General features: G+C 47.8%; 22 protein-coding genes. 10 read left to right on the top strand and 12 right to left on the bottom strand.

The window, feature by feature from the left end:
* Nucleotides 1-472: 472 nt before the first annotated feature.
* From G9U52_RS05760 to G9U52_RS05775, 4 genes are all read right to left on the bottom strand, one after another.
* Complete coding sequence (locus G9U52_RS05760) at nucleotides 473-1,078, bottom strand: pentapeptide repeat-containing protein (protein WP_166147190.1); 606 nt, start codon at nucleotides 1,076-1,078, stop codon at nucleotides 473-475.
* A 72-nt stretch (nucleotides 1,079-1,150) separates the two neighbouring features.
* Nucleotides 1,151-1,939 carry an alpha/beta hydrolase gene (locus tag G9U52_RS05765; protein WP_166147192.1) on the bottom strand — a complete coding sequence of 263 codons (789 nt, stop codon included), beginning with the start codon at nucleotides 1,937-1,939 and terminating at the stop codon, nucleotides 1,151-1,153.
* Between the two features lie 96 nt (nucleotides 1,940-2,035).
* Nucleotides 2,036-3,142: a histidinol-phosphate transaminase gene (gene hisC, locus G9U52_RS05770; protein ID WP_166147194.1), complete on the bottom strand. Its 1,107-nt coding sequence runs from the start codon at nucleotides 3,140-3,142 to the stop codon at nucleotides 2,036-2,038.
* A gap of 211 nt (nucleotides 3,143-3,353) precedes the next feature.
* Nucleotides 3,354-4,940, bottom strand: coding sequence for a bifunctional metallophosphatase/5'-nucleotidase (locus G9U52_RS05775; protein ID WP_166147196.1), 1,587 nt, complete (start codon nucleotides 4,938-4,940; stop codon nucleotides 3,354-3,356).
* Between the two features lie 182 nt (nucleotides 4,941-5,122).
* Between G9U52_RS05775 and phnD the strand changes: the two genes are divergently transcribed.
* The 3 genes from phnD (at nucleotide 5,123) to G9U52_RS05790 (ending at nucleotide 8,147) form a co-directional block, all read left to right on the top strand.
* A complete protein-coding gene (gene phnD, locus G9U52_RS05780; protein WP_166147198.1) occupies nucleotides 5,123-6,106 on the top strand; it encodes a phosphate/phosphite/phosphonate ABC transporter substrate-binding protein in 984 nt (327 codons plus the stop codon).
* Nucleotides 6,107-6,215: 109 nt separating this feature from the next.
* Nucleotides 6,216-7,166 carry an aldo/keto reductase gene (locus tag G9U52_RS05785; RefSeq protein WP_166147201.1) on the top strand — a complete coding sequence of 317 codons (951 nt, stop codon included), beginning with the start codon at nucleotides 6,216-6,218 and terminating at the stop codon, nucleotides 7,164-7,166.
* 51 nt (nucleotides 7,167-7,217) lie between these two features.
* Nucleotides 7,218-8,147, top strand: coding sequence for an aldo/keto reductase (locus G9U52_RS05790; protein WP_166147203.1), 930 nt, complete (start codon nucleotides 7,218-7,220; stop codon nucleotides 8,145-8,147).
* 64 nt (nucleotides 8,148-8,211) lie between these two features.
* On the opposite strand, the gene G9U52_RS40805 is transcribed toward G9U52_RS05790, so the two are convergent.
* The 6 genes from G9U52_RS40805 to G9U52_RS05815 form a co-directional block, all read right to left on the bottom strand.
* On the bottom strand, nucleotides 8,212-8,334 hold the full coding sequence (locus G9U52_RS40805) for a hypothetical protein (protein ID WP_279538554.1): 123 nt from the start codon (nucleotides 8,332-8,334) through the stop codon (nucleotides 8,212-8,214).
* Entirely contained in the window at nucleotides 8,328-9,125 is a 798-nt protein-coding gene (locus G9U52_RS05795; protein ID WP_207952818.1) for a lipid II flippase Amj family protein, read from the bottom strand. Before G9U52_RS05795 ends, G9U52_RS40805 begins: the two co-directional genes overlap by 7 nt.
* Before the next feature lie 239 nt (nucleotides 9,126-9,364).
* A complete protein-coding gene (locus G9U52_RS05800) occupies nucleotides 9,365-10,159 on the bottom strand; it encodes an ABC transporter permease (RefSeq protein ID WP_166147206.1) in 795 nt (264 codons plus the stop codon).
* Nucleotides 10,152-11,153: an ABC transporter ATP-binding protein gene (locus G9U52_RS05805; RefSeq protein ID WP_166147208.1), complete on the bottom strand. Its 1,002-nt coding sequence runs from the start codon at nucleotides 11,151-11,153 to the stop codon at nucleotides 10,152-10,154. The genes G9U52_RS05800 and G9U52_RS05805 overlap by 8 nt, the downstream gene beginning before the upstream one ends.
* 133 nt (nucleotides 11,154-11,286) lie before the next feature.
* Nucleotides 11,287-12,156 carry a YitT family protein gene (locus tag G9U52_RS05810; RefSeq protein ID WP_311764819.1) on the bottom strand — a complete coding sequence of 290 codons (870 nt, stop codon included), beginning with the start codon at nucleotides 12,154-12,156 and terminating at the stop codon, nucleotides 11,287-11,289.
* A gap of 10 nt (nucleotides 12,157-12,166) precedes the next feature.
* Entirely contained in the window at nucleotides 12,167-12,403 is a 237-nt protein-coding gene (locus G9U52_RS05815; protein WP_166147212.1) for a hypothetical protein, read from the bottom strand.
* Nucleotides 12,404-12,547: 144 nt separating this feature from the next.
* Between G9U52_RS05815 and G9U52_RS05820 the strand changes: the two genes are divergently transcribed.
* The 4 genes from G9U52_RS05820 (at nucleotide 12,548) to G9U52_RS05835 (ending at nucleotide 16,231) form a co-directional block, all read left to right on the top strand.
* Nucleotides 12,548-13,039 (top strand): hypothetical protein, encoded by a 492-nt coding sequence (locus G9U52_RS05820; RefSeq protein ID WP_166147214.1) that lies wholly within the window; start codon nucleotides 12,548-12,550, stop codon nucleotides 13,037-13,039.
* A gap of 233 nt (nucleotides 13,040-13,272) precedes the next feature.
* Nucleotides 13,273-14,019, top strand: coding sequence for an ABC transporter ATP-binding protein (locus tag G9U52_RS05825; protein WP_166147216.1), 747 nt, complete (start codon nucleotides 13,273-13,275; stop codon nucleotides 14,017-14,019).
* On the top strand, nucleotides 14,016-15,200 hold the full coding sequence (locus tag G9U52_RS05830; protein WP_166147218.1) for an ABC transporter permease: 1,185 nt from the start codon (nucleotides 14,016-14,018) through the stop codon (nucleotides 15,198-15,200). The genes G9U52_RS05825 and G9U52_RS05830 overlap by 4 nt, the downstream gene beginning before the upstream one ends.
* Before the next feature lie 161 nt (nucleotides 15,201-15,361).
* Nucleotides 15,362-16,231, top strand: coding sequence for an alpha/beta hydrolase (locus tag G9U52_RS05835; protein ID WP_243767163.1), 870 nt, complete (start codon nucleotides 15,362-15,364; stop codon nucleotides 16,229-16,231).
* 254 nt (nucleotides 16,232-16,485) lie between these two features.
* Here G9U52_RS05835 and lplA read toward each other — a convergent pair whose 3' ends face one another.
* Together lplA and G9U52_RS05845 are read right to left on the bottom strand one after the other, a co-directional pair.
* Nucleotides 16,486-17,502 carry a lipoate--protein ligase gene (lplA, locus tag G9U52_RS05840; protein WP_166147223.1) on the bottom strand — a complete coding sequence of 339 codons (1,017 nt, stop codon included), beginning with the start codon at nucleotides 17,500-17,502 and terminating at the stop codon, nucleotides 16,486-16,488.
* Nucleotides 17,503-17,659: 157 nt separating this feature from the next.
* Nucleotides 17,660-18,694 carry a Gfo/Idh/MocA family protein gene (locus G9U52_RS05845; protein WP_166147225.1) on the bottom strand — a complete coding sequence of 345 codons (1,035 nt, stop codon included), beginning with the start codon at nucleotides 18,692-18,694 and terminating at the stop codon, nucleotides 17,660-17,662.
* Nucleotides 18,695-18,869: 175 nt separating this feature from the next.
* On the opposite strand from G9U52_RS05845, the gene G9U52_RS05850 reads away from it, so the two are divergent.
* The 3 genes from G9U52_RS05850 (at nucleotide 18,870) to lplT (ending at nucleotide 23,355) form a co-directional block, all read left to right on the top strand.
* The gene (locus G9U52_RS05850; RefSeq protein ID WP_243767164.1) at nucleotides 18,870-19,712 is read left to right on the top strand and encodes a helix-turn-helix domain-containing protein; all 843 of its coding nucleotides are present in this window, start codon (nucleotides 18,870-18,872) and stop codon (nucleotides 19,710-19,712) included.
* Nucleotides 19,713-19,993: 281 nt separating this feature from the next.
* Complete coding sequence (locus G9U52_RS05855; RefSeq protein WP_166147229.1) at nucleotides 19,994-22,099, top strand: AMP-binding protein; 2,106 nt, start codon at nucleotides 19,994-19,996, stop codon at nucleotides 22,097-22,099.
* A gap of 41 nt (nucleotides 22,100-22,140) precedes the next feature.
* Nucleotides 22,141-23,355 (top strand): lysophospholipid transporter LplT, encoded by a 1,215-nt coding sequence (lplT, locus tag G9U52_RS05860; protein ID WP_207952819.1) that lies wholly within the window; start codon nucleotides 22,141-22,143, stop codon nucleotides 23,353-23,355.
* Nucleotides 23,356-23,362: the final 7 nt, after the last annotated feature.

Below are 23,362 nucleotides of genomic sequence, written 5' to 3' on the forward strand. Positions count from 1 at the left end.
ATCAATGAAAACAAAAAAACACGATCTGCCGTATCGTGCCTGGGTGTCCTTATATGTCATGGTTCATGTTTACGACGTCAGGTGACGGTGATGGAGAAAATGCTTATTCAGTTCAGCCAAACCCCTCTACTTACAGTGCCTTCAACCATCGCACGCCACTCCCTTCGTCTTGGATTCATGATCCTTATTCATACATACAAAATTATACAATATGTACGCTTTAAATGTCCACCCTAGTTTTAGCGGGTACCACCCTTAACGCATACAGAGCTTTAGCGGTTAAATTATACAGGGAGGCCTATAGCCTCCCCGTCATTATGGCAATCCCTGCTTACGCAGAGACCACCTCAGGTTGTAGAATCATTTTCACGATCACTCCTTTCATTGGTACGTTAGCAGGCCTGCTACACTATCTATTAACGCATATTAAAAGGCTGCCCTCAAGCTATTAAATAATTATAATGATTCTATCCTAATTGACGATAGCCCCATAAGAACGTATAAAAGCAACCGCCTGCTGGATATCCATCCGTGCATCCTTGACATCCAGCGACTTGAAATCCACACCGTCCATCTTCGCTCCCCGCAGGTCAGCGCCCTTCAGCCTTGCCTTGGCCAAATGCGCTCTTGTGAGATCTGCGTCTTTTAGGATGGCTTTTTCCAAAATAGCTTCGTATAAATCAGCTTCTACAAACCGAATTCCTCTTAGATCCTGCTTGGACAAGTTAGCTCTGCGGAGATTGGTGTAAGACCAGTCCCCACCTTGAAGTGTGATGCCATCCAGCTGCGCTCCCGTGAAATCGGAGCCGACCATTTTGCAAGCCACGAACTTGGTTACGAACAGGTTAGACCCTTGGAATCGACAATTCGTGAAAGCCGAGCCGGTATGAATCGAAGCGTTCAGCAGCGCACCTGTGAAATCACATTCGATAAAATGGCAGCCGGTAGTCGTAACCTCCTCCAGATGCGTCCCCTTGAATCGGCAGCGTGTGAATGTGCAGTGGTCCAATTCGCCTTCCCTTTGGTCGGCGTGGCTGAAATCCTTTTCCTCATACTGCTGGCTGATATATTGGTACATGGAATTCCTCCTGCCTAGCAGAGTAAGTTCTGTAAGTTCTAGCTGTGTATGCAGGAATATGACCTTGTCCGCTCAAAACCCTTGTTTGGCCAACCATATCGCGCAAGCATCCGTCCATGCCCGAACACCAACCACCTCAGTACCCAATCCTAATCCATGGCGCCCGCTTTCGTAAACATGTAGCTCGAAGGGTACTTTATTGCGGCTGAGTGCGGAAGCAAACATCAGGCTGTTCTCAACTGGAACCGCCGCATCGTCTGCAGTGTGCCAAAGAAAGGTAGGTGGAGTCTCGGGAGTAACTTGCTGCTCACTGGACATAAGCTCGACAAGCTGCGGATCGGCGGGATCACCAAGCAGGTTTGCTCGCGAGCCCATATGGGCATTGGCAACAAAGCTGATCACGGGATAACATAATACGAGCAAATCGGGCCGGCTGCTCTCCCGCTCAATCGGATCTTCTGCATCCGCTTGGCCTTTATCGTAATGAGTACCGCTGGAGGAGGCTAAGTGGCCACCAGCCGAGAAGCCAAGAATCCCGACACGGGCGGGATCGATATTCCACTCCTGTGCCCGGCTGCGGACGATCCGAATCGCACGTTGGGCATCGGACAACGGATTGGGGTGCTGGTAAGGCGCAACTCGATAATGGACAACAAACGCTGAAACCCCCAATGAATTCAACCACAAGGCGATCGGTTCACCCTCATGCTCAGCACGGCGTTGGTAGCCGCCACCCGGACATACAACGACCGCTGCTGAGGGAGCTGCTCCCTCAACTAAATAAGGCACAAGTGTAGGCTTGTCTTCCGCGTCCTCCCCTAGTTTATTCGGTGTACCATTTGGCCAAAGTAAAAGACTCATTGCATAATCCCTCCAGGTTCTCTGATCAAAATAAAACTACGTTTCGATCATACTATAAGCGGGTCAAGGGTTGCACTAAGAGTTTTCGTTGAAAACTTACTTCGGCAATAGGCTCTGGAGCGCTTGGATCAGGAACTCATTCTCCTCCGTGGTTCCAATCGTAATTCTTACATGCTGCGGAAGCCCCCATATGTCCCCATAGCGCACCACTACGCCTTGGGCGAGCAGCTGTTCATAATACGTTTTGGCTTGGGCACCTAGCTCAACCAATACAAAATTAGCCATGCTTTCCGTAAAGGAAAAGCCCATCAACGAAAGAGCGTTATATAACCGCTCTCTACCCGCCGTATTAAGCTGGCTGGAGGACTGGACATGCTGATCATCTGTAATCGCCGCCGCTGCGGCTGCCTGCGCCAATGCGTTTACGTTAAATGGTTCTTTGACTTTAACAATATGACGGATGATCGCTTCAGGAGCAGCACCAAAGCCAATACGCAGGCCGGCGAGCCCATATATTTTGGAAAAGGTTTGGAGGACAACAACCGGATAACCAGCTCGCACATACTCAAGCCCATCCGTATAATCCGCTGCGGTGGCAAAATGGCTATATGCGGCATCAACCACAATCAAAACCCTAGCGGGCAGAGCAGAGAGAAGCCGCTCCATATCTTGCTTTGGCAGGTAAGTGCCTGTTGGGTTATTGGGTGTACAAATGTATACAATCTTCGTCTTTTCTGTAACTGCAGATAAAATAGCTTCAATATCATAAGCAAAATCCTGATTTAACGGAACGTCCACCACTCCGGCATCCATCAGGCGAGCGCCAAATATATATTCTGTGAAGGACGGAGATGGAACGATGATCTCATCCTCCGGCTCCAGAAACGCTTCCGAAATTAGCGAGATCAGCTCATCCCCGCCATTGGTCACAATAAGCTGCTGTAGCTGCAAATCCAGCTTTCGGGCAATAGCTTGCTTCACATCCAAGGCATTGGCATCCGGGTAACGGTGAATTTCTGCCAAATAGTCTTGGGCGGCTTTAACCCCTAGCGGTGAAGCGCCTAGCGGATTCTCATTCGATGCTAATTTCACAACCTTAACCAGCCCAAGCTCCCGTTGCACCTCCCAAATCGGTTTACCCGGCGTATACGGTTTAATGCTTTGCAGCGCTCGGCGCGGCTCGATTTGTGTATGATCTGTCAAATGTTCCAGCTCCTTAATAAATAATCACTACATTACGATAATACATTAATGCGTTACTTTAGTAAAGCATTAATGTGAAAAAAACCTTTTGATCAGCGGACAGCGCTTTGCATAATGTGCTTTGGGATGGGCTTTATTGTACAAACGCCTATAAGGGAACATTCGCAAGGACAGGGCGAATGTTTCCTTATAGGCGTTGTTGAAGCCCTTGTTACTCCCAGATCACCTCCCAGTTGCTATTCAAAGCTGCTTCAATTGTGCCCTTTTCCATAATATAGGCAGCAAGTAGCTCAGACATATCGGTCGGAATATCCTTTACAATCGGCTTCCCTTGAAACATCGTATAGTTTCCGCCACCAGCGGCTCTGTAGTTGTTCATAGCAACCTCATACTCAGCCAACATGTCACAGGGCTCCCCGTTATAACGCAGATCTGAAACACGCTCGCCTTCGGGTCTGGATATATTCAATTTGTATTCAATACCTTCCCACATATCATAGTTATAATGCTGTGGCTTCGGCTCTATAAAAGCGGCGCTGACGCGCACAGGACCGCCCTCGTAAGTAGCGAAATAGGAGGCGGATCGCTCAAGCGCATCCTTAATATCTTGACCTGTAATTCGTATGACCTGCAGGGTATTGGGATAAATATAGTTAGACACAATATCACGCATCGTAATATCAGGCGGAAACCCTAGCGAGATGTTATCAAATAAAGCTGTATTCGATATCGAAGCGCCGGATATATCCATCTGTACCTTATTGATAAATTCGATCAAGGGATGCTCCCTCAACCGTAGTGCCATCGGATCTGTAATTCTCATATCGCCGAGCAGCTTGCCAATGGGTTGGTCCAGCCATTTCTGCGTTAACGCTTCATGCGGCTGTAGAATCGCCAATACTTCAGCCGCTGGCTGAACTGCTGCGGGAGACAATAGCTCAGAGGTTGAGCCCGTCACACGCCAGCCTATTGTCATATGCTCCATCTGAAGCTGTACCTTGCCCAGATAAGCCCCTTGGCTGCCAGGCTGCATGACGATGACCCCATTTACGCGCTTGTCAACAATCGCCCGATGCTGATGGCCCGTAAGCAAAACATCTATGCCCTCCACCTCATAGCAAAGTGCATACCCAACATTTTCACCGGTCAATAGCTCAGTGGGATTACCTGTATCTAGATCCCGTTCAAATCCGCCATGGTAGGACACAACAATAACATCAGCCTTCTTTTCGTTACGCAAATAAGCGACCCATTTTCGGGCGGAATCCACGACATTGTCGAACCGCAGGCCTGCAATATGCTCCGCCTTTTCCCAAAGGGGAATAAAAGAGGTCGTCAAACCTAGCACAGCTACAACCGGACCATTAGGAAAGCTTTTTAAGATATAAGGCTGGCCGAAAAAGGGAGCTCCACTCTCAGCATCTACTATATTGGCGCTTAGCCAGGGAAATGCTGATTCCTCCACCGCCTTGTTTAATAAAGCTTGCCCATAGTTAAACTCATGGTTGCCAATAACCGCACCATCATACAACAATTCATTCAGGCAGCTAACCATCGGATTGAGGGAAGCCGGATTAACGCGAGCATGGTGGTAAGCCAGAGGAGTCCCTTGAATCAAGTCCCCATTATCAATCAGGATGACGGCTGCATGCTCCGCTCTCTGTTTATGTATGATCGTAGCCAGCTTGGCAAAGCCGATCTCGCTGGGCTCATTATTGGCATATTGAATAGGTAACATATAACCATGAAGATCGCTGGTCTGCAAGATTGTGATCGAATATGTCCTGTCGCTGTCCATTATTCATCAATCCTTCCCACTCATCTACACTACGACTTTTCCTGTAATTTCATTATTAACCTAACTATAACAAAGTTAACCCACGCGCTTCAAGGTAACGATATGTTTCAGAACGATTATGTTCAGACCCGTTATGCTATAGTAGAACCAGGTTGTATTCTATGCACACAAGGAGGCCATCCATGTTTAGAGCCCTTGCAACAATAAGCTTATCCTTCCTTCTGGCGGCAGGACTAGCAACAGGCTGCACCGGAGCAACACCGCCGCCACCAGCAGCACCTGTCGCAACTCCTGTACCAACACCTACGCCTGCTCCTGCACCTGTAGCCAAAGTATACATGCCTAAGGAGCTAGACGTGCAATTCGTACCACTCACCAGCAGCGAGACGATCGAAGCCAAAGCAAAGCAGCTGGAAAAACCTCTTACCCAAAGGCTGGGCATACCGGTGAAAATAAAAGTTGCCAACGCCCATAGCGCAATCGTCGATGCGATAGCAGCTAAAAAGACAGATATCGGCTTCTTGACGCCGACCAGCTACGTGCTAGCCCATGATGAGAAAAAAACCGCCGATTTGCTGCTGCAGGCTAGCCGCTATGGATTCAATAGCCTAACCGCACAAGTAGACAAATCGATGCTTGTTAATACCTACCAATCGGTCGTTGTCGTAAACGCCGATTCGCCGATTAAGACGGTGGAAGACCTCAAAGGCAAAAAAATTGCCTGGCTCGATATATCCGCCTCCGCCGATTATATATATCCCTATATGGAGCTGAGGAAAAAAAATATTGACCTTGAAAAGGATGTTAGGAGCATCATTGTTAAAGGCCAGGATAAGGCCGTGCTAGCTGTGTTGCACAACGAGGTTGATGCAGCCATCGTGTTCCAAGAAGCATTATTGAAGGTATCCAAGGGGGATCCTGACGTATATGCCAAAACACGTATGATTTACTTCGATACCTTGATTCCAACAGATACTATCAGCGTACGCCATGATATGAGCGAGGAATGGCGCAATAAAATCGCTGACGCTTTCATAGCTATCGGTAAAGATTCGCAATACCAGCAGCTTCTTTATGAGCTATTTACACATCGTGGGTATACGGTATCGGATGACAGCAGGTTTAATGTGGTTCGTGAAGCCAATAAACTACTGGGCGCAAAGTGAATGCCTTAGATAACGTCTAGGTAACTAGCTGACCTTAAGCACAGTTCTTCCTTAATGGATGGGGTTTGTTTATAATAAGCCTGAGACCCTAGTAAAGGAGAGAAGAATAGTGAAGTATCGCAAGCTTGGAAAAAATGGTCCAGAAATATCAGTGATTGGCTTTGGTTCTTGGGCAATTGGAGGTTCAGGATGGGCTAGTGCATGGGGTGACCAAGATGACCAACTGTCCCATGACAGTGTACGTGCAGCATTGGATGCAGGAGTAACCTTTTACGATACAGCAGCGGTTTATGGGCTTGGATATTCCGAAGAAATTATCGGAAAAGCTTTAAAGGGAGACCGTGATAAAGTCGTGCTGGCAACCAAATGCGGGATGGTCTGGGACGAGGCCAAAAAAATTTCCAAAAACGGAACCTACGATTCCATCATTCGTGAAGCCGAGGCTTCCTTGCGGAGATTAGGTACCGATTATATCGATTTATATCAAATGCATTGGCCGGATACCGACACGCAGGCACCTGCCGAGGAAACGATGCGGGCGATGGACAAGCTGATCCAAGATGGCAAAGTACGTTATGCCGGAGTGAGCAACTATGATATTCCTTTGTTGGAGCAGTCCCTTACAGTCAGGCATGTAGACTCTTTACAGCCTCCCTATTCGATCCTTCGGCCGAAGGTGGAGCAAGAGCTATTGCCATTCTGCCTAAGCCATGGTATTGGTGTTGTTGCTTATAGCCCACTTACTTCAGGGCTTCTATCCGGCAATTATACATATGACACGAAATTCGATGAGGGTGACTGGCGTTCACGCAATGCCGCCCACACAGGCGAGGGCTTGAGAAAAAATGTCGACAGAGCCAATAAGCTGCTAGGTATTGCTGCCCGCTACGATCTTACCCTTCCGCAGCTCGCAATCGCTTACGTCTTGGCGCATCCCGCTCTCACCAGTGCGCTGGTTGGGGTTCGTAAGCCAAGCCATATTTTGAGCGTGTTACCCGCTGTATATGTAACTCTAGATGAGTCTACGTTAGCGGAAATCCGCGGAATCGCGGCGGAGTAACCGAGCCTAACATTTCAGTTTGTAGAAGCAAACTTCCAGGAGGTAGCTAAAATGAAATATAGACAATTAGGGAAGACCGACATCCAGGTTTCGGAAATTACGTTCGGGTGCTGGGAGCTTGGCGGAGGTCAATGGGATAAACAAAGCGATGAGGTTAATATTCGTGCGATCCAAAAGGCTTTTGAATTGGGCATCCATACCTTTGATACGGCAGAAGGCTATGGACAAGGGCATTCCGAGCAAATTGTCGGACAAGCTCTGGAGGGCAAGCGAAAAGAATGCGTGATTGCTTCGAAGGTTTCCAGAAGCCACCTGAACCCTGCTGATTTACGTAAATCAGCAGAAACCAGCTTAAAGCACCTGCGTGTGGATTATATGGATATTTACTATATCCACTGGCCCAATGATGATATTCCGATCAGTGACACGATGTCGGAATTAAACAAGCTTAAGGAAGAAGGGCTTATTCGTGCAATTGGCGCATCCAACTTCTCCATTAACCAGCTACAAGAAGCGATGAAGCATGGACGCATTGATGTCATCCAACCGGAATACAGCCTGCTGCACCGCGGTATTGAAGCGGAAATTGTCCCTTACTGTGAGGAGCATTCCATCGGGATTATGAGTTACAGCTCTATTGCCAAAGGTATCCTTACCGGCGTGTTCCACAATGGCAAGGCAGTTGTCAATGATACGGACTTCCGCAAAGAAAGACGGCTGTTTTTCCCTGAGCATCTGAAGCAGGAGCAGCCATTAATTGATGTATTAAAAAGCTTGGCCGAGCAAAAGCAGGTTTCCTTATCGGAAATTGCGATTAGCTGGCTGCTGCACCAGCCTGTATTAACTTCCGCCATTGTTGGCACGCAAAACGAAAAGCATTTAGCCGAAAATACGCGTGCTGTTGATGTTAAACTGACGGAGGATGAATTAAAGCAGCTGGATCAAATTAGCGCCGATGTAATTGCGGGTATAGACGCTTAATAAGCTCAATACTAAGCTGAAACTGCTGATTATTGGCCAAGCTTAAACATCTCGACAGCGGAATTCAACCCTCTGCCCATATAGCCAACGATAGGGCGGCCGCAGCCATTTGCTCACTGCTTGCGGCCGCTTTCTCCGTTGCTGCGGCGATGCGAATATTACCGATAAGCTTAATTATTTTTACCAAAACGGGACTGCCTTCGTAATGAGGTACGTTCCAGGCAGCAGTAAAAGCTGGGCAAGCACGGTGCCAAAAAAACGCGAGAACATGAGCAGCCCATACATTTTATTAATTTGTGCCATGCTTTCATTGCCGTTCATGGCCCGATCCGTTAGCAGCGCCACCTGCGGATCTACCAGGATCGTCATCAAGATTGTTGCTACGCCGTTAATCAGGCCAGACGATTGCGAGGCGGTAACACTGAACTCCGGCAGCAAAAAGGAGGCATAAAGTGCGGCTAACACCCCTACTGTATAGATGCCGGTTACAAGCGTGTTAAGCACTAACAAACGCTTGGGCACGCCGCCGATGCGCAGTCTCGACAGCATCTCCCAGCTAGGCAGCTGGACATGATGCTTGGCATACTTCAGCTTGCGAATCGAGACCGATTCGCGAATCAGCCGCGGAAGCGAGCCCGCTTCCTCCAGATGGCTGATCATCCTCACTGACAGCCTGATTGCCGTTGGAATGAGCACTATGGCAAACAGAGTGCCTAAAGAAGCGGCAGCAATAAAAATATGAAGCACAGCTTCAAAGGAGAATTCGGGATGTTGCCTGGCATAATCAGCAATCTTGCCCATCATAGGGGCTTGACCCAAATTCGAGGTTCGCGAAACCAAGACGATCATCCCCGTAAGTGATAAAGCGATCGCCAGCTTGCCTGTTCTCACACCCGCCAAACGAACTCCATAAGATAACGTTTCTACAGCATGGATAATAAAAGTCAGTATCGATATGATGATAATTTTTTCAATCATATAGGTTCTATCTCCTCTTTCTCCCGTTCGACCCACAGCTCCGCCCTTATCTCTTCCACCCAAGCTCCATTTAGGTTCGATAATAGTATATATTCGGCAAGCTCTTCATCCATACACATACAGCCAAGCGTAGAAGCGAATTGACTTCTTTTCGCTTCTACGCTTGGCTGTGCTAATTACTGTGCTGCTTTACAACATGTTCATGTATAGCTTTCTTACTTTTCTATGCAGTATGGTTCTTATCCGGCGATATCCCGTTTTGTAAAAAGCAGCCAGGAGATTGCATAAAATACGACCCAGTAAGCAACTAATACGGCGATCGAAAAACCTAAGGTCATCCCAGCCACCAGCGGATGGCCACCCGCCATATCATTGGCTGCACTACTGGACATATAGACGGATAAATCCGTATTCGCGAACAACAAATATTTCACCCAGGTGTATTTGAATTCGGCAAGCACAAAAATAAGTGTACTGGAGGAAAACATCAGAAAGATCGATAGCCCGATTGCTAAAGAGCTACTGCGAAAAGCCGCCGAGATCATAAAAGCCAAACTGACTGACATAAGCAAATCAATGCTTTTAAAGCCATAGCTTTTCAGTATGGCTGTATATGAATCCTGCTCTGGCATCAGACCGCCCAGTCCAAAAAATAAAAGCCCGATAAAGTAAGAGCTGATCAACAACAATAACATGAGCGTGATCAAGAATAAAACAACCGATACATATTTGGATGCTAATATTTTTGACCTTGTCGCAGGGCGGATCAGCAGCAGCTTAACCGTTCCCCAAGTAAATTCCGAGGCCACGCTATCCCCTGCGACGATTACCGAGAAGATAAACACTAGCGCTGTCAAGCTGGTGCTCATGGATACGAACGAAACCATACTGTTCAAGCCGGTTTCCATTACGTATTTCAGCATAATTGCCCATAATAAAACAACCAACACTACTATGCCCAGCATCACCCATGTACGGACACGGCTGTATATTTTCATCTGTTCATTTTGCAAAAGACTAAGGAAGTTAGACAATTTGGTTCCCCCTTGTTATTTCAAGGAATTGGTCCTCAAGAGATTTGTTGTGTATCCGAATCCCATAGACTCTTACACCTGCACGGACAAGTTGAGCGTTCAACTCGGCGATTTGCTCCCGCCCTTCGGTTAAGGTTACAGTCAGGATGCCGCCAGCTGCTTCGGCAAGGTCAAGTGAACCGGAAGCCAGCGACTGTGTATTCGGGGCTTCAGGCTTAGCAGGCAGCTGCTGGATAGCCTGATTGCCTACCAAATCCTCCGCAGCTTGCGCCGCAGCATCGAGAAGGTCGACATCGAATTGAACCTCGACTCTCCCAGCTTCGGATTGCATCTCTTTGAAGGAGCGCACATCAAGTAGCTTGCCATTCTGAATAATGGCTACCCGGTCACACATCAGCTCCATCTCCGAGAGCAAATGGCTGGATACGATGACAGCGAGCCCTTCCTCCCTGGAAAGCTTCCGCAAATAATCACGTAGCTCGCGGATCCCTTCCGGATCCAGACCATTCGTCGGCTCGTCCAATATGAGCACGGACGGACGGTGCAAAATAGCTTGCGCCACTCCAAGGCGCTGGCGCATCCCAAGCGAATACGTTTTCACTTTATCATGAATCCGATAGTCGAGCTTGACCAAGGCAATAACTTCCTGTAGCCGTTCTTCCGTAATTCCAGGGATCATTCGGGCAAAATGCTGCAAATTCTGATATCCACTCAAAAATTTATAAAATTCGGGATTTTCAACAATCGCTCCCACATGCCTCATCGCTTGTTCGAAATCCTGCTTTATATTGTGGCCTTTAACCAATATTTCACCCTCGGTTGTGGACATCAGCCCCACGATCATCCGAATGGTCGTTGTTTTGCCTGCACCATTAGGTCCCAGAAAGCCAAAGACCTCACCTGGCTGCACATCAAAAGACAGACGATCAATGATCGTTTTGGACCCAATCCGTTTGGACACATTACGTAGTTGTACAACACAATTTGATTCCATGAGACCTCCAGCAAAATAAGGATAGGGTAACTTTTCAGGAAAAGTATACCATACCCTCTATTGTAGACCAACCACTCTATGCAAATACTACTAACTTAGCCCGCTTCTGTTTACTTCTGCTTATTATTTCTGCTTAATGGATATCTTTCTTTTTAAAACGCCCGCCCTTGACATCATGGATATTGCCTACTGCCAAAAAGGCTTTTGGGTCATAGTCCTCTACAATCGACTTCATCTTGGCTTCCTCCAAACGGGTGATGACGCAAAAGATAACTCGTTTCTCTCCGCCTGTAAAGCCGCCTTCGCCATTTAAATAAGTAACCCCCCGACCCAGACGGTCAAGGATCGCTTCGCCAATTTCCCGGTAGGAATCACTTATGATCCAGACGGACTTGGACTCATCAAAGCCTTCTATTGTAATGTCGATCATTTTAAACGCTATATAATAAGCAATTAATGAGTACATAGCGTGGTCCCAGCCAAAGACGAAGCCAGCGCTAGCCAGTATAAATAGATTAAAAAACATCACGATCTCACCAACGGAAAACGGTGATTTTTTGTTGACGAGGATAGCTACGATTTCCGTACCGTCAAGCGACCCCCCATAGCGGATCACCATCCCAACACCAACACCTAGTATCATGCCTCCAAATACGGCCGCCAGCAGCGGGTCAATCGTCAGGGGTGGAACGGGGTGCAGCAGCGTTGTGCCAATCGACATCACCGCAACACCAACTACTGTGGACAAGGCAAAGGTTTTCCCGATTTGCTTATAACCCAGAAAAAAGAAAGGCAGGTTGAGCACAAATAAGAAGATACCCAAAGGAACGGAGGTGAGATGGGACAAAATAATCGAAATGCCCACAACGCCACCATCAATAATATTGTTCGGAACCAAAAATATTTCTAAGCCTACAGCAACGAGGCTTGCTCCTAGCAATATAAAAATAGCACGTTTGATTAATTGGACACGTGTTGCTCTGGAATGCTGCGGGGTAATGATTCCTGCTGAATTACTTGGGATCGGTTTTGATGACAACCTCAACCCCTCCTTCGCACGCTTGACCCAGCAGCCCGAACTCCATCCAAATTTCACGAATAATGAGATCCGTAGCAGAGAGCTGCCCGCGGATGAATTCTTGAGATTGCTCCATGCCCTGCATCTCAAGCTGCGCGGTCAAAGCCTGTTTGCGTACTTGCAGCCGTTCTAAGTAGTGTTCAATCTTAGATTTGCGATACGTTTCTGCCATAACAAAGCTCACTCCTTTTCCATAACCTATTCTTATATTGTATTCAGTTGTATACAATAAATCAATTTATTTTCAAAAATTAATGTTCTGCCAGTTAAACGGATAACCTACTACTAATTCTGTTATTTAAGGAGCTGATATTAGGTGAAAACCATCGTTCATGTTCTCGTTTTTGGATTACTTCTGCTGACAACGGCAGGCTGTGGCAACAAGGGTTCCGAGCCGCAGCAGCCGGGTACCTCTAAGGGGCAATCGACTGATCAACAGCAAGCGCCAGGCAAATCAATCGACTCTGAGCTTAAGGAACAGTTGAAGATGTACAAGGAAATTAAGCAATATAAATTTGACGAGGCCGAGAAGGTTCGGAAAGCGGAGAAGGAGCAAATGAAGAAGCTTCTAGATGAGAAGGATAAGCAAGCGGACCAGATCATACAAGAAAATGAAGCGCAAAGTAGCGGGTCTAGCCAAGGAAAGGATCAAGAGCAGGAGCAGGATCAAGAGCAGGATCAAGGGCAAGGGCAAGAGCAAGAGCAAGAGCAAGGGCAAGATCAAGGGCAAGATCAAGGGCAAGATCAAGGGCAAGATCAAGGGCAAGATCAAGGGCAAGATCAAGAGCAAGAGCAAGATCAAGGGTAAGATCAAGGGTAAGATCAGGGCAGGATCAAGAAAAAGAAAACTAGGATCCATGAGCAATTTGATCCAAGCTGCAGCCTTTTCTGAAAGATCGTTAATGAGCTAGCCTGTAGAATGCTTGCCACTTGACTATCGGTATAGGCAATTTAGAACCAATTCCTTGGTTTAAGTGGAAATTCGTTGTTATTTCCGCTAAGCTTAAGAGATACCGATTTCAAGGGAGGACATTTACATATATGAGGCCGATTCTCGAAGTGGATGGCATTACTGGCGGCTACAGCCGCTTGCAGCCTGTGCTGCATAACTTAAGCTTTCATGTGCAGCCGGGAGAGATGATTGGCTTAATCGGCTTAAACGGGGCAGGCAAAAGCACGACCATTAAGCATATCCTTGGCTTGATGCTTCCCCATGAAGGAGAAATTCGCCTTAAGGGCCAGACGTTAGCCAACTCGCAGGAGCAATACCGCCAAACCTTTGCGTATGTGCCCGAAAGTCCACTATTATATGAGGAATTAAATGTTCGTGAGCATATGGAGATGGCCGCGATGGCTTACGGCTTGGAGCGGGCTGACTATGAGCAGCGGGCTGAGGTATTGCTTAAGCAGTTTCAGATGGACACCTACAAAGAACGGCTGTCCTCGCACTTATCCAAGGGGATGCGCCAAAAGGTGATGATCCTGTGCGCCTTTCTTGTACAACCTGAGCTGTACATCATCGATGAGCCTTTCCTGGGGCTCGATCCGCTCAGCATGCGCTCCTTGCTGGAGCTACTGGTTAGCGTGAAGCAAAGCGGCGCGTCTATACTGATCAGCTCGCATATTTTGGCTACGATTGAGCGTTACTGCGACCGCTTTCTCGTGCTGCACCAAGGTAAGCTGATTGCCTCGGGGCCTGTCGAAGCGTTGCAGGCAGAGGCTGGACTGCCTGGGGCTTCCTTGGACGACCTCTTTTACGAGTTGGTTACAAGGGGCGAGCCGCGATGATGGATACGAAAGCCTTGTACTACCGCCGCCAAGCGGAATTTATGAAGGAAATCCGACCCTACCTGCATTACGCATTGCAAAGTATAGCCATCGCTGCTGGTATCGGGTTTCTACTCTTTTCCTTCGGCTACCGGCAGTTCCTGCAATGGGTAACGCCGGAATTCCCTTGGCAGCTGGCGGCGACCGCCTGCATGCTTATTATTTTGGGCGGCGGCCGGGTGCGCACCTATTTGCAGCTGGCGGACACGCTATTCCTGCTGCCGCAGGAATCGGCGATGAGCGCCTACCTGCAATCCGCTATGCGCCGTGCCGGCGTCATTCAAGCCATCTTCGTCACCATAGCATGGCTGCTGGTTTGGCCAATGTACCACAAGCTCGCTCCATCAAGCGGCTGGTTATTCCTGCTGATGCTCATCGTATGGCTGGTGTTCAAGCAGGTGATGCTGTTCGGCAAGTGGACGGAGCTCCAGCTGCAGGAGCAGCCTACACGGCTCTGGTTTATGCTGCTACGCTGGTCGCTATGCGCGGCACTCACGTATGCGGTGTTCGCGCTGGACCCAGCCTACGGCATCGGCCTCTTGGCAGCAGGCTCGATTGGCTATCTCGGGCTGCTGCGCCTTCCGCGGCAGCATAAAGTGCATTGGAGCCTGCTCATTGATATGGAGCTGCGCCATAAAGCAAGCATTTACCGGATGCTCAACCTGTTTATCGACGTTCCCGAGCTGCAGGGCAAAGCAAGAAATATGCGCTGGTTAAACGGACTTGTTCGATTGATCCCGTTTCAACGTAAGGGAGCGTATTCGTATTTATATACACTGGTTTGGCTGCGCTCTGAGCTATTCGGGATTACTTGCCGCTTTGTCGTGATCGGTTTTTTCATGATGCTGGCCTTTGACAACAATATATTCATAGCAGTGTTATACGCAGGAATTGCCTGCTTCAGTGCGATTCAATTGGCAGACCTCAAACGCTATTATCGCGAAAATCTGTGGCAGCATATTTACCCGCTGGCTCCACAGCTGCGAAATCGCTCCGTAAGCACCGTGCGCTCGATTATTCATTTAGCGTCAATCGTCTTGGTGGCGATCCCGGCTTTTTTCACAATGTCTTCACAGATCTATGCGGCTGGCATGCTGCTTATTGCGGCAGCCATTTCCTTGCTTTACCATCGTTTCCGATAACCAATCGCCATCATGGATCGTTCAATGTCCACCATGCTGGCCTACTACCCACGCCAACCTTATTTTATGGAAGGAATTTGCCCATGCGACCTACTCCCACAATATCCAGAGCTCCGCACCCCCGCCTCCCCCTCAAGAGGGTACTGTGGGCTTTTATTATTTTGATTCTAATTCTTGCCCTTACCAGCGCTGGCGTTTCTACTTATGTAGGGTGGAAGCTGACCCATCCGGCACGCAAGGCGCTCACGGACAGCCCTGACAAGCATGGCTTAGCTTTTACGCCTATCGAATTTACTAGCCGCACCAAGGATGTGCGCTTAAGCGGCTGGTTTTTACCCTCGGCAACGCCATCGACGCCAGAGAAGCTGACCGTCATTATGGCTCATGGCTACAGGGAGAACCGGCTGCATAGTGGAGCCGAAGCGCTAAAGCTTGCTAAGGAGCTGGTGGCGCAAGATTTTAATGTCATGATGTTCGACTTCCGCAATTCAGGTGAATCTGGCGGCAGCTTAACGACCGTTGGTTATTTGGAGAAGCATGACCTGTTAGGCGCTATCGATTGGGTTCGCACGAACCATCCGGGGCGGATCGCTTTGCACGGATTTTCGATGGGGGCCACAACCTCGTTGCTTGCTGCAGCCGAGGAGCCAGATATTGTGGGCGTTGTCGCGGATAGCCCATTCAACCATCTGACACGTTATTTAGAGGATAACCTGCCGGTCTGGTCGCATCTGCCTAATTATCCTTATACACCACTAATTTTGACCATATTGCCGCCCTTAACGAAGATAGATCCCGACCAGGTTGATGCTTTGAGCGCCGTCGACCGCGTTTATCCACGCCCCGTTTTGTTCATTCACAGCTCAGAAGATGGTTCAATTCCGTATCTGAACAGTGAGTCGATGTGGGCGAAGCATCCGGATAAATTCGAAATTTGGCAAACCAGCGGCAAAGAGCATGCACGTTCCCATGCCAAGTTTGCGAAGGAATATGAGGCAAAGGTTATTGAATTCTATAACAAGCTGCGGTGATACTTGACCCTCTTTGCCCATTTTCATGTAGGATAGAGATATCACGTATTTCGATCGGGTGTTTAAAGCCAAAACCTCGATGAAGCCCAATGCGTATATGAATATAGCATGCGGGAGCAGCTGTAAAAAAAGCCTAAACCTTAAGTCATAAAGGTTTAGGCCGTTTGGCATTGGGTTGGTGTTAACTTCGCTTGGCATTCATACAGAGTCTTCCACAGCCCCGCGGCTTCATGCTTCAACTTGACCCAGCACACTTAATTCGCAGCAGGAATTTCCTGGAGCAGCAGTAAAGCAAGAAGCTCCTCCGCTGTAATGGCTCCGAAATATTTGCTGAGGTCAACCTTCGCAAGCATGCTGCGCAGCTCAACCTCCTCATAGCGCACGCCAACCAGAAGTTCTTCAAGCTCGGCTACATCGTAAGCACCAAAATAATCGCCAAGCATTCGTATATGGTGGATGTACCCTTCCTCCACCTGCAAACGCACATCGATAATGCCGGATGCAAATTTGAACGCATTTTCAATATTACTTTTGGGCGACTTGCCATAATTCCATTCCCAGCTGCGGTATTGCTCATCAGCCAAACGATATACACTAGCCCATTCGTCCTCTGTCATTGGATACACGGGAATATCCTGTGGATCACATTGGAACACTTCAGCTTTTATTATCTCGCTAAACTTCTCAATCGTCATCGGCTCAGGCAGAAACTCCGATATATTAGCGACTCGTGAACGAACCGATTTCGTCGATTTCGATTGAATTTTCATCGGCTTTACATTCAAGGCAGATGCTACCTGTGCCAGCTGAGAATCAAACAAAAGCGTACCATGCGTGAACATACGCCCCTTGGAGAAAAATTGCGCATTGCCGGAAATTTTACGTTCACCGACCTGAATATCATTACGTCCGGTAAGCGTTGCCTCGACACCGATTTTATTCAATGCATCCGTAACAGGCTTGGTGAATTTGCCAAAATTATGAAAGGATTGCCCATCATCCTTGGTCAGGATGCTGTAATTCAAATTCCCATAATCGTGATACACGGCTCCACCTCCTGATAAACGGCGCACAATTTGGATATCGTGCTGCTTCACATAATCCGCATTAATTTCTTCGACCGTATTCTGGTTTTTGCCAATAATAATGGATGGTTTGTTGATATAAAATAGCAAGCAGCTCTCATCCAGTGGTAAATTGCGCAGCACGTACTCCTCCAAGGCAAGATTGATGGCAGGATCTGTAATTCCCTTATTATCTATAAACAGCATGTAGCTACCCTCTCCATTCGGCATCTCTCGTATGTAGGTTATTATATACTACTCCGTTGAAGAACTGTAACTGTGCAGGTGAGAGGTTCGGCAAGCCTGGGCATACCAAAAAGAGCAGAACCGAAGTCCTGCCCCATTTCCTATAAGTTGTAGCTGCTTACACAACGACCTCTGTCCCGCTATAAACAACCTTTTGGCCTGTCCGTGAGGATTCATAAATATCCATAACAAGACGGAAGCCATTATAGCCTTCAGGACCGTCAATCCAGAATGGCTTACCTGCCAGCAGATGCTCATAAAAATCGCGAATTTGCAATTCGTGGCTCATGCCCCAGTACGATTTCTCACCCATGGTGTTAGCCACAGGCTCTTCCAGAATGGTAAGCTTGCCATCCTGCTCCAAATACAGCGTATCTCCACGTTGTAGCAGTGTGGCTTGCTCGAACACAAGCTCCACCTCGACTGGTGAATTGCGCCCATAAGCATTAGTTGCATAAAAGACCGCTGTAGCTCCACTTTTGAATGAAATGTAAGCATGTGCTGAATCTTCTACTTCAATGATGCCCTCCAACGAATCCGTGGAGATCGAGCCTTTAACGAAGGCGATTTCGCCGCCCAGCCATTGCAGCAAATCCACCGTGTGAATTGATTGGTTGATCAGTACGCCGCCGCCTTCTGTTGCCCACTTGCCTTTCCATTCCGTTTCATAATAAGCCGACGTACGATTCCAGGTAACCAAGCCCTTCAAGCACACCAGCTTGCCATACTCGCCGGAATCAACAGCTTGCTTCATTCTACGGGAAGGGGCATTGTAGCGATTTTGAAAAATAACGCCCAATTGCACTTCTGGAAGCTCCGCGGCAGTTTGCAGCATCTTGTGTGCGGATTCCAGGTTTTCAGCCATTGGCTTTTCAGTTAGCACGTGCTTGCCCGCCTTCAAAGCATCAATCGTCATTGGGGAATGCAAATAATGCGCCGTGCACAAATGAACCACTTGGATATCTTCGCGTTTCAGCATCTCTTTATAGTCTGTGTAATAATCGCAGCCATACTCTTCAGCAACTTTTTTGGCTAAAGCTTCATTAATATCTACAACCGCTTTCAATTGCGCCAGCTCAAGGCCTGCCAAAGCTTTCAAATGCACGCCCGAAATGGAACCGAGACCAATAATAGCTGTACCTAATGCTGTCAATCGAATCACCTTATTTCATAGGATTGGATACGCCTTCGCTCATAGCTTGAACATATCATTAAAGTTAGCTCTATAATGCAGTATAATAAAAACTAATACATTGCGTCAATTGTCGTCTTTCTTGCTTTTTTTGACTTTTTTCATAGATGATAGCTTTTTAATGGAGGTTCTCGCTTTGAATTTCGATATCCGGTATACGACACCCCAGCTGCAGTATAACCATAAGCATTTAATGCAGCCTCCCAAAATGGAATTTCATTTACACGACCGCTACGAGGTATATTTCTTTATATCGGGGGACGTGCATTTTTTGATCGAGAAAAAGGTGTATCCGATGGCTTATGCCGACCTGCTTATTATTAACAACCGGGAGTTGCACAAATCCACATTTCGCTCGGATGCACCTTATGAAAATATTGTCATTCATTTTGACCCAGAGCTTGTCCAGCCCTTTGATTCCGTATTTCATTATGGACTGCTCGACTGTTTTACGAATCGCGCTCCTGGCGAGCATAATAAAATCCAGCTGCATCCCGATCAATTGGAGGAGCTGCTGGCTTTACACAAACGGATTGATGCCTTGCAGCTGCTCCCTTCCGAGGAATCCGGCTTGTTGTTGACAGCCTATTTTATTGAGATGCTTGTGCTGCTGAACCGCGCCTTTCGGCATAATTTGGCACCACTTTCGTCATCTGCCGTTCCAGAGAAGCTCGCTTCTGTCCTCGATTATATTGACCATCACCTCGACCATGATTTGACCTTGGAGACCTTGGAAAAACAGGTTTTTATGAATCGCTACTATTTAAGCCGGCTTTTCCGGCAAAGCACAGGCAGCACCATCCATTCCTACATCTTAATGAAGCGAATTTCGCGAGCCAAAAAACTGCTGCATGATGGTCATAATGTTACAGATGCTTGCCAAATGGCCGGCTTTAACGATTATTCGAATTTTATTCGTATGTTTAAACGTATAGTGGGCATCCCTCCCGGCCAATATCGTAAGCAAAAGTGGGAGTGACGTGCTAGCGCGATTATTGTGGATATGGCGCGATTATTTAAAGGATCAAAGCAAGAAACCTATTGAGCAAAAGGATTTTAGAATGCCCGCGATCGTATTTTACGGTTTCGCAAGCTCTCGAACGCATAGCGGTTGATGCACACCTACCCAGAAAGGGTACTAGTTAAAGTTAGTACTCTTCACCAAGCCTGATACCATGTACAATACATATATAACCAATCTTCGTATTTAACCCATCTATATCCGAAGCTTATGCCCATCCCATAAAGGAGTCGATTTCCATGCCCATTCTAGTCTCATTTCTAAAAGGATTATTCCGTATCCTATTTGGCCTCAAGCTGACCGGCCTGGAAAAGCTCGACTTTAGCCAACCAACGATTCTAATGCCCAACCATGTTTCACTGCTTGACGCTTTGCTGTTGGCGATATACTTGCCACCTAAAGCGACCTTCGTCGTCAATACTTCGATAGCACGCCGCTTAAGCTTTCCACTTAAGCTACGCAGCCATATCATCGTGGATCCGCTTAATCCGTATGCCGTAAGGAAAATGATCAAAACCGTGCAAAGCGGCGTCCCGCTCGTGTTGTTTCCTGAGGGACGGATCACCACGACAGGCGGATTAATGAAGATTTACAGCGGCATAGCCTATGTGGCTTTGAAGACCGGCGCCAAACTGGTTCCGATCGCCATCCAAGGGGCAGAACGCTCCAAGCTGTCCTATATGGGACACAAAATCAAAACGGTCTGGTTGCCGAGAATCAGCATCCACATCGGAGACAGCTTCAGGATTGAACAACAAGATGATACGTCCATGAAGCTGCAAAAGCAGCAGGCTGCCGATACGATTCTTATGTCTATGCAGGAGCATCTCCTGAAAAGCCGCTTAAAGCCAGCCGTCAATTTGTTTGACGAACTGCTGCTGCAAGCCTCCATCCATGGATCCGGCAGGATGATCTGCGAGGACCTGGGCCAGCGCCTCACCTATAAGAAGCTGATCCTCGCTTCCTATATATTTGGCCGCAAGCTGCGCCCCATGCTTCAAGAGCAAGCCGCCATCGGCTTGCTGCTGCCTAACTCGATCGGACATGTGATCGCGTTGTTCGCCCTGCTACGGCTTGGCAAGACGCCGGCGATGCTGAACTTCTCCGCCGGCCAGCAAAGCCTGCTAGACGCTAGCGAGACCGCTGTACTGCGCACGATCATCACCTCACGCCAATTTATCGAGAAAGCGAAGCTCGATGGCGTAATTGAAGCGTTAAAGCAAGAGCACCACATCATCTATTTGGAGGATGTGAAGGACAATGTCTTGCTGCCCGACAAGCTGGGGGGCATGCTCGACCTTCTTACAGGCAAAAAAGCCGACGAAGGGTTTCGCGACATTATCCTGTTCACCTCAGGTAGCGAAAGCAAGCCAAAGGGTGTTGTTCTTGGCCATGACCAATTGTATGCCAACATCCAACAATGCAAAGCTGTCTTTGATTTCACCTCGGCAGACAAAATGTTCAATGCCCTGCCGATGTTTCATAGCTTTGGGCTGACTGCGGGAACGCTGCTTCCTATTCTGACCGGAGTTCCGGTGATGTTCTATCCAAGTCCGTTGCATTACAGGGCGATCCCCGAAGTCGTCTATGACCGGAACGCGACGATATTATTCGGAACCTCGACCTTTCTGGCAGGCTATGGACGGGCAGCGCACCCTTACGATTTTCATTCATTGCGGATCGTCGTGGCCGGTGCCGAGAAGCTCAAAGATGAAGTACGCGAGCTATGGAGCCAAAAATTCGGCATCCGTATCTTCGAGGGCTATGGCACAACCGAAGCTTCGCCGGTCGTTTCTATCAATTCGCCGCTTGCTTATAAAAGAGGCTCGGTTGGCAGGCTACTGCCTGGCATCCGCTACAAGCTTGAGCCTATCCCAGGCATTGAGCACGGAGGCAACCTGCTGATTCAAGGTCCCAACATTATGAAGGGCTACTTAATCCATGGAAAAGGGTTCATTCCTTGTCCGGAATGGTACGATTGCGGAGATGTCGTGGAGCTGGACGCCCAAGGCTTTCTAGCGATCAAATCGAGATTGAAGCGTTTTGCCAAAATTGGCGGCGAAATGATCTCCCTGCAGCTCGTAGAGGAGCTGGCAGCACAATGCTACGGAGATACTCCGCTCGCGGCGATCAGTATCCCAGACGGACGCAAGGGAGAACGCATCCTCTTGTTCGTCACCAAGGAAAGCTTAAACCTCCAAGAGCTAAAAACGAAAATTAACGAAAAAGGCTTCTCGCCAATGCTGCTACCAGCACGCTTGCAAGTGATCGAGAAGCTACCGCTGCTTGGTAGCGGTAAAACCGATTATGTAACGCTCAAGAAGCAACAAGAAGCGGCAACTTAAAGTCCCGCTAATCACCTTGAAAAAGGAAAGGAATGATAAAGATGAACAAGCGAGCGTTAAACTCCTTATATATCACGCAATTTTTATCGGCCTTTTCAGATAATATGTCGTTGCTCGTCATTGCCAGCCTTTTAAGCGAAAATGGCTTTTCGCCTGAATCCTTAGCCCTAGTGACGATGGCCTTTTTCCTTCCTTATATTTTATTAGCACCCCTTGTAGGGCCTTTTGCAGATAAGCTCCCCAAATCCGTTGTCCTTGTTGTCGGAAATCTGATTAAGCTATTCGGTATTATCGGGCTCATTTTCGTAGACCATTCCAGTATTGTTTTGCTGATGCTCTGTTATTTCACGGTTGGTGTAGGTGCCGTCGTTTACTCTCCAGCCAAATATGGAATCTTGCCGGACCTGACAACGAACGATCAGGAGCTGTTCAAGGCGAATTCGAGGATTGAAGCTTATACGATTCTTGCGATCCTGGCAGGTATTGGTGGCGGCGGCGTTATTGTCTCCATGACCACGACTATTCAATCATCGATCATATGTGCCGTGTTATATGGATTATCCATCTGTGTGACCTTTCTCATTCCCCGTATCCAAGGTAACCCTTCCATCCGGTATGCAAAGGAAGCCTCACGATTTTTTAACAGCATTTCGTTATTATTGAAAAATCCCAAAACCAACTTTTCTTTGATTGGCACAGGAGCGTTTTGGATGAGCTCCGCTGTGCTCCGTACCGCTGTGTTAGCTTGGATTCCCATTTCGCTTGGATTTGACCCGAAGGATTTTAACGTTTCGTTAATTCTGGCAACAACCTCGGTCGGCATTATTATTGGAGCTTTTATGGCTCCACGGCTGATCCAGCTTCGTTTTTTTCATAAATCGATTATTTACGGCTTTCTGATGCTGGTTTTGATCCTGATCTTTCCGTGGATCCATGTTACGGCAATTACCATTGCGTTTTTGTTGGCGGTCGGTTTTATGGGTGGGGTGTTTATCGTTCCTATGAATACGGTTCTTCAAGAGGAAGGCACGAGAATGGTAGGGGCGGGAAAAACGATTGCCGTACAAAACTTTTTTGAAAATATATTGATGCTGATCGGATCGGGGCTTTATTATTTCGTCGTTGAAAAAGGCGTCTCCATTTCGATGGCGATTGTCATTCAAGGCTTGATTATGCTGCTGTTTCTTGCCTACCTCAGCCTGCAAATCCAACAGAATAAAAGTAAGCTTGTCCCCGTTGAGAGCACACATTCCTGATATTATT

Origin of the sequence: Paenibacillus agricola (assembly GCF_011440305.1) — a bacterium.
Taxonomy (GTDB): Bacteria; Bacillota; Bacilli; order Paenibacillales; family NBRC-103111; genus Paenibacillus_S; species Paenibacillus_S agricola.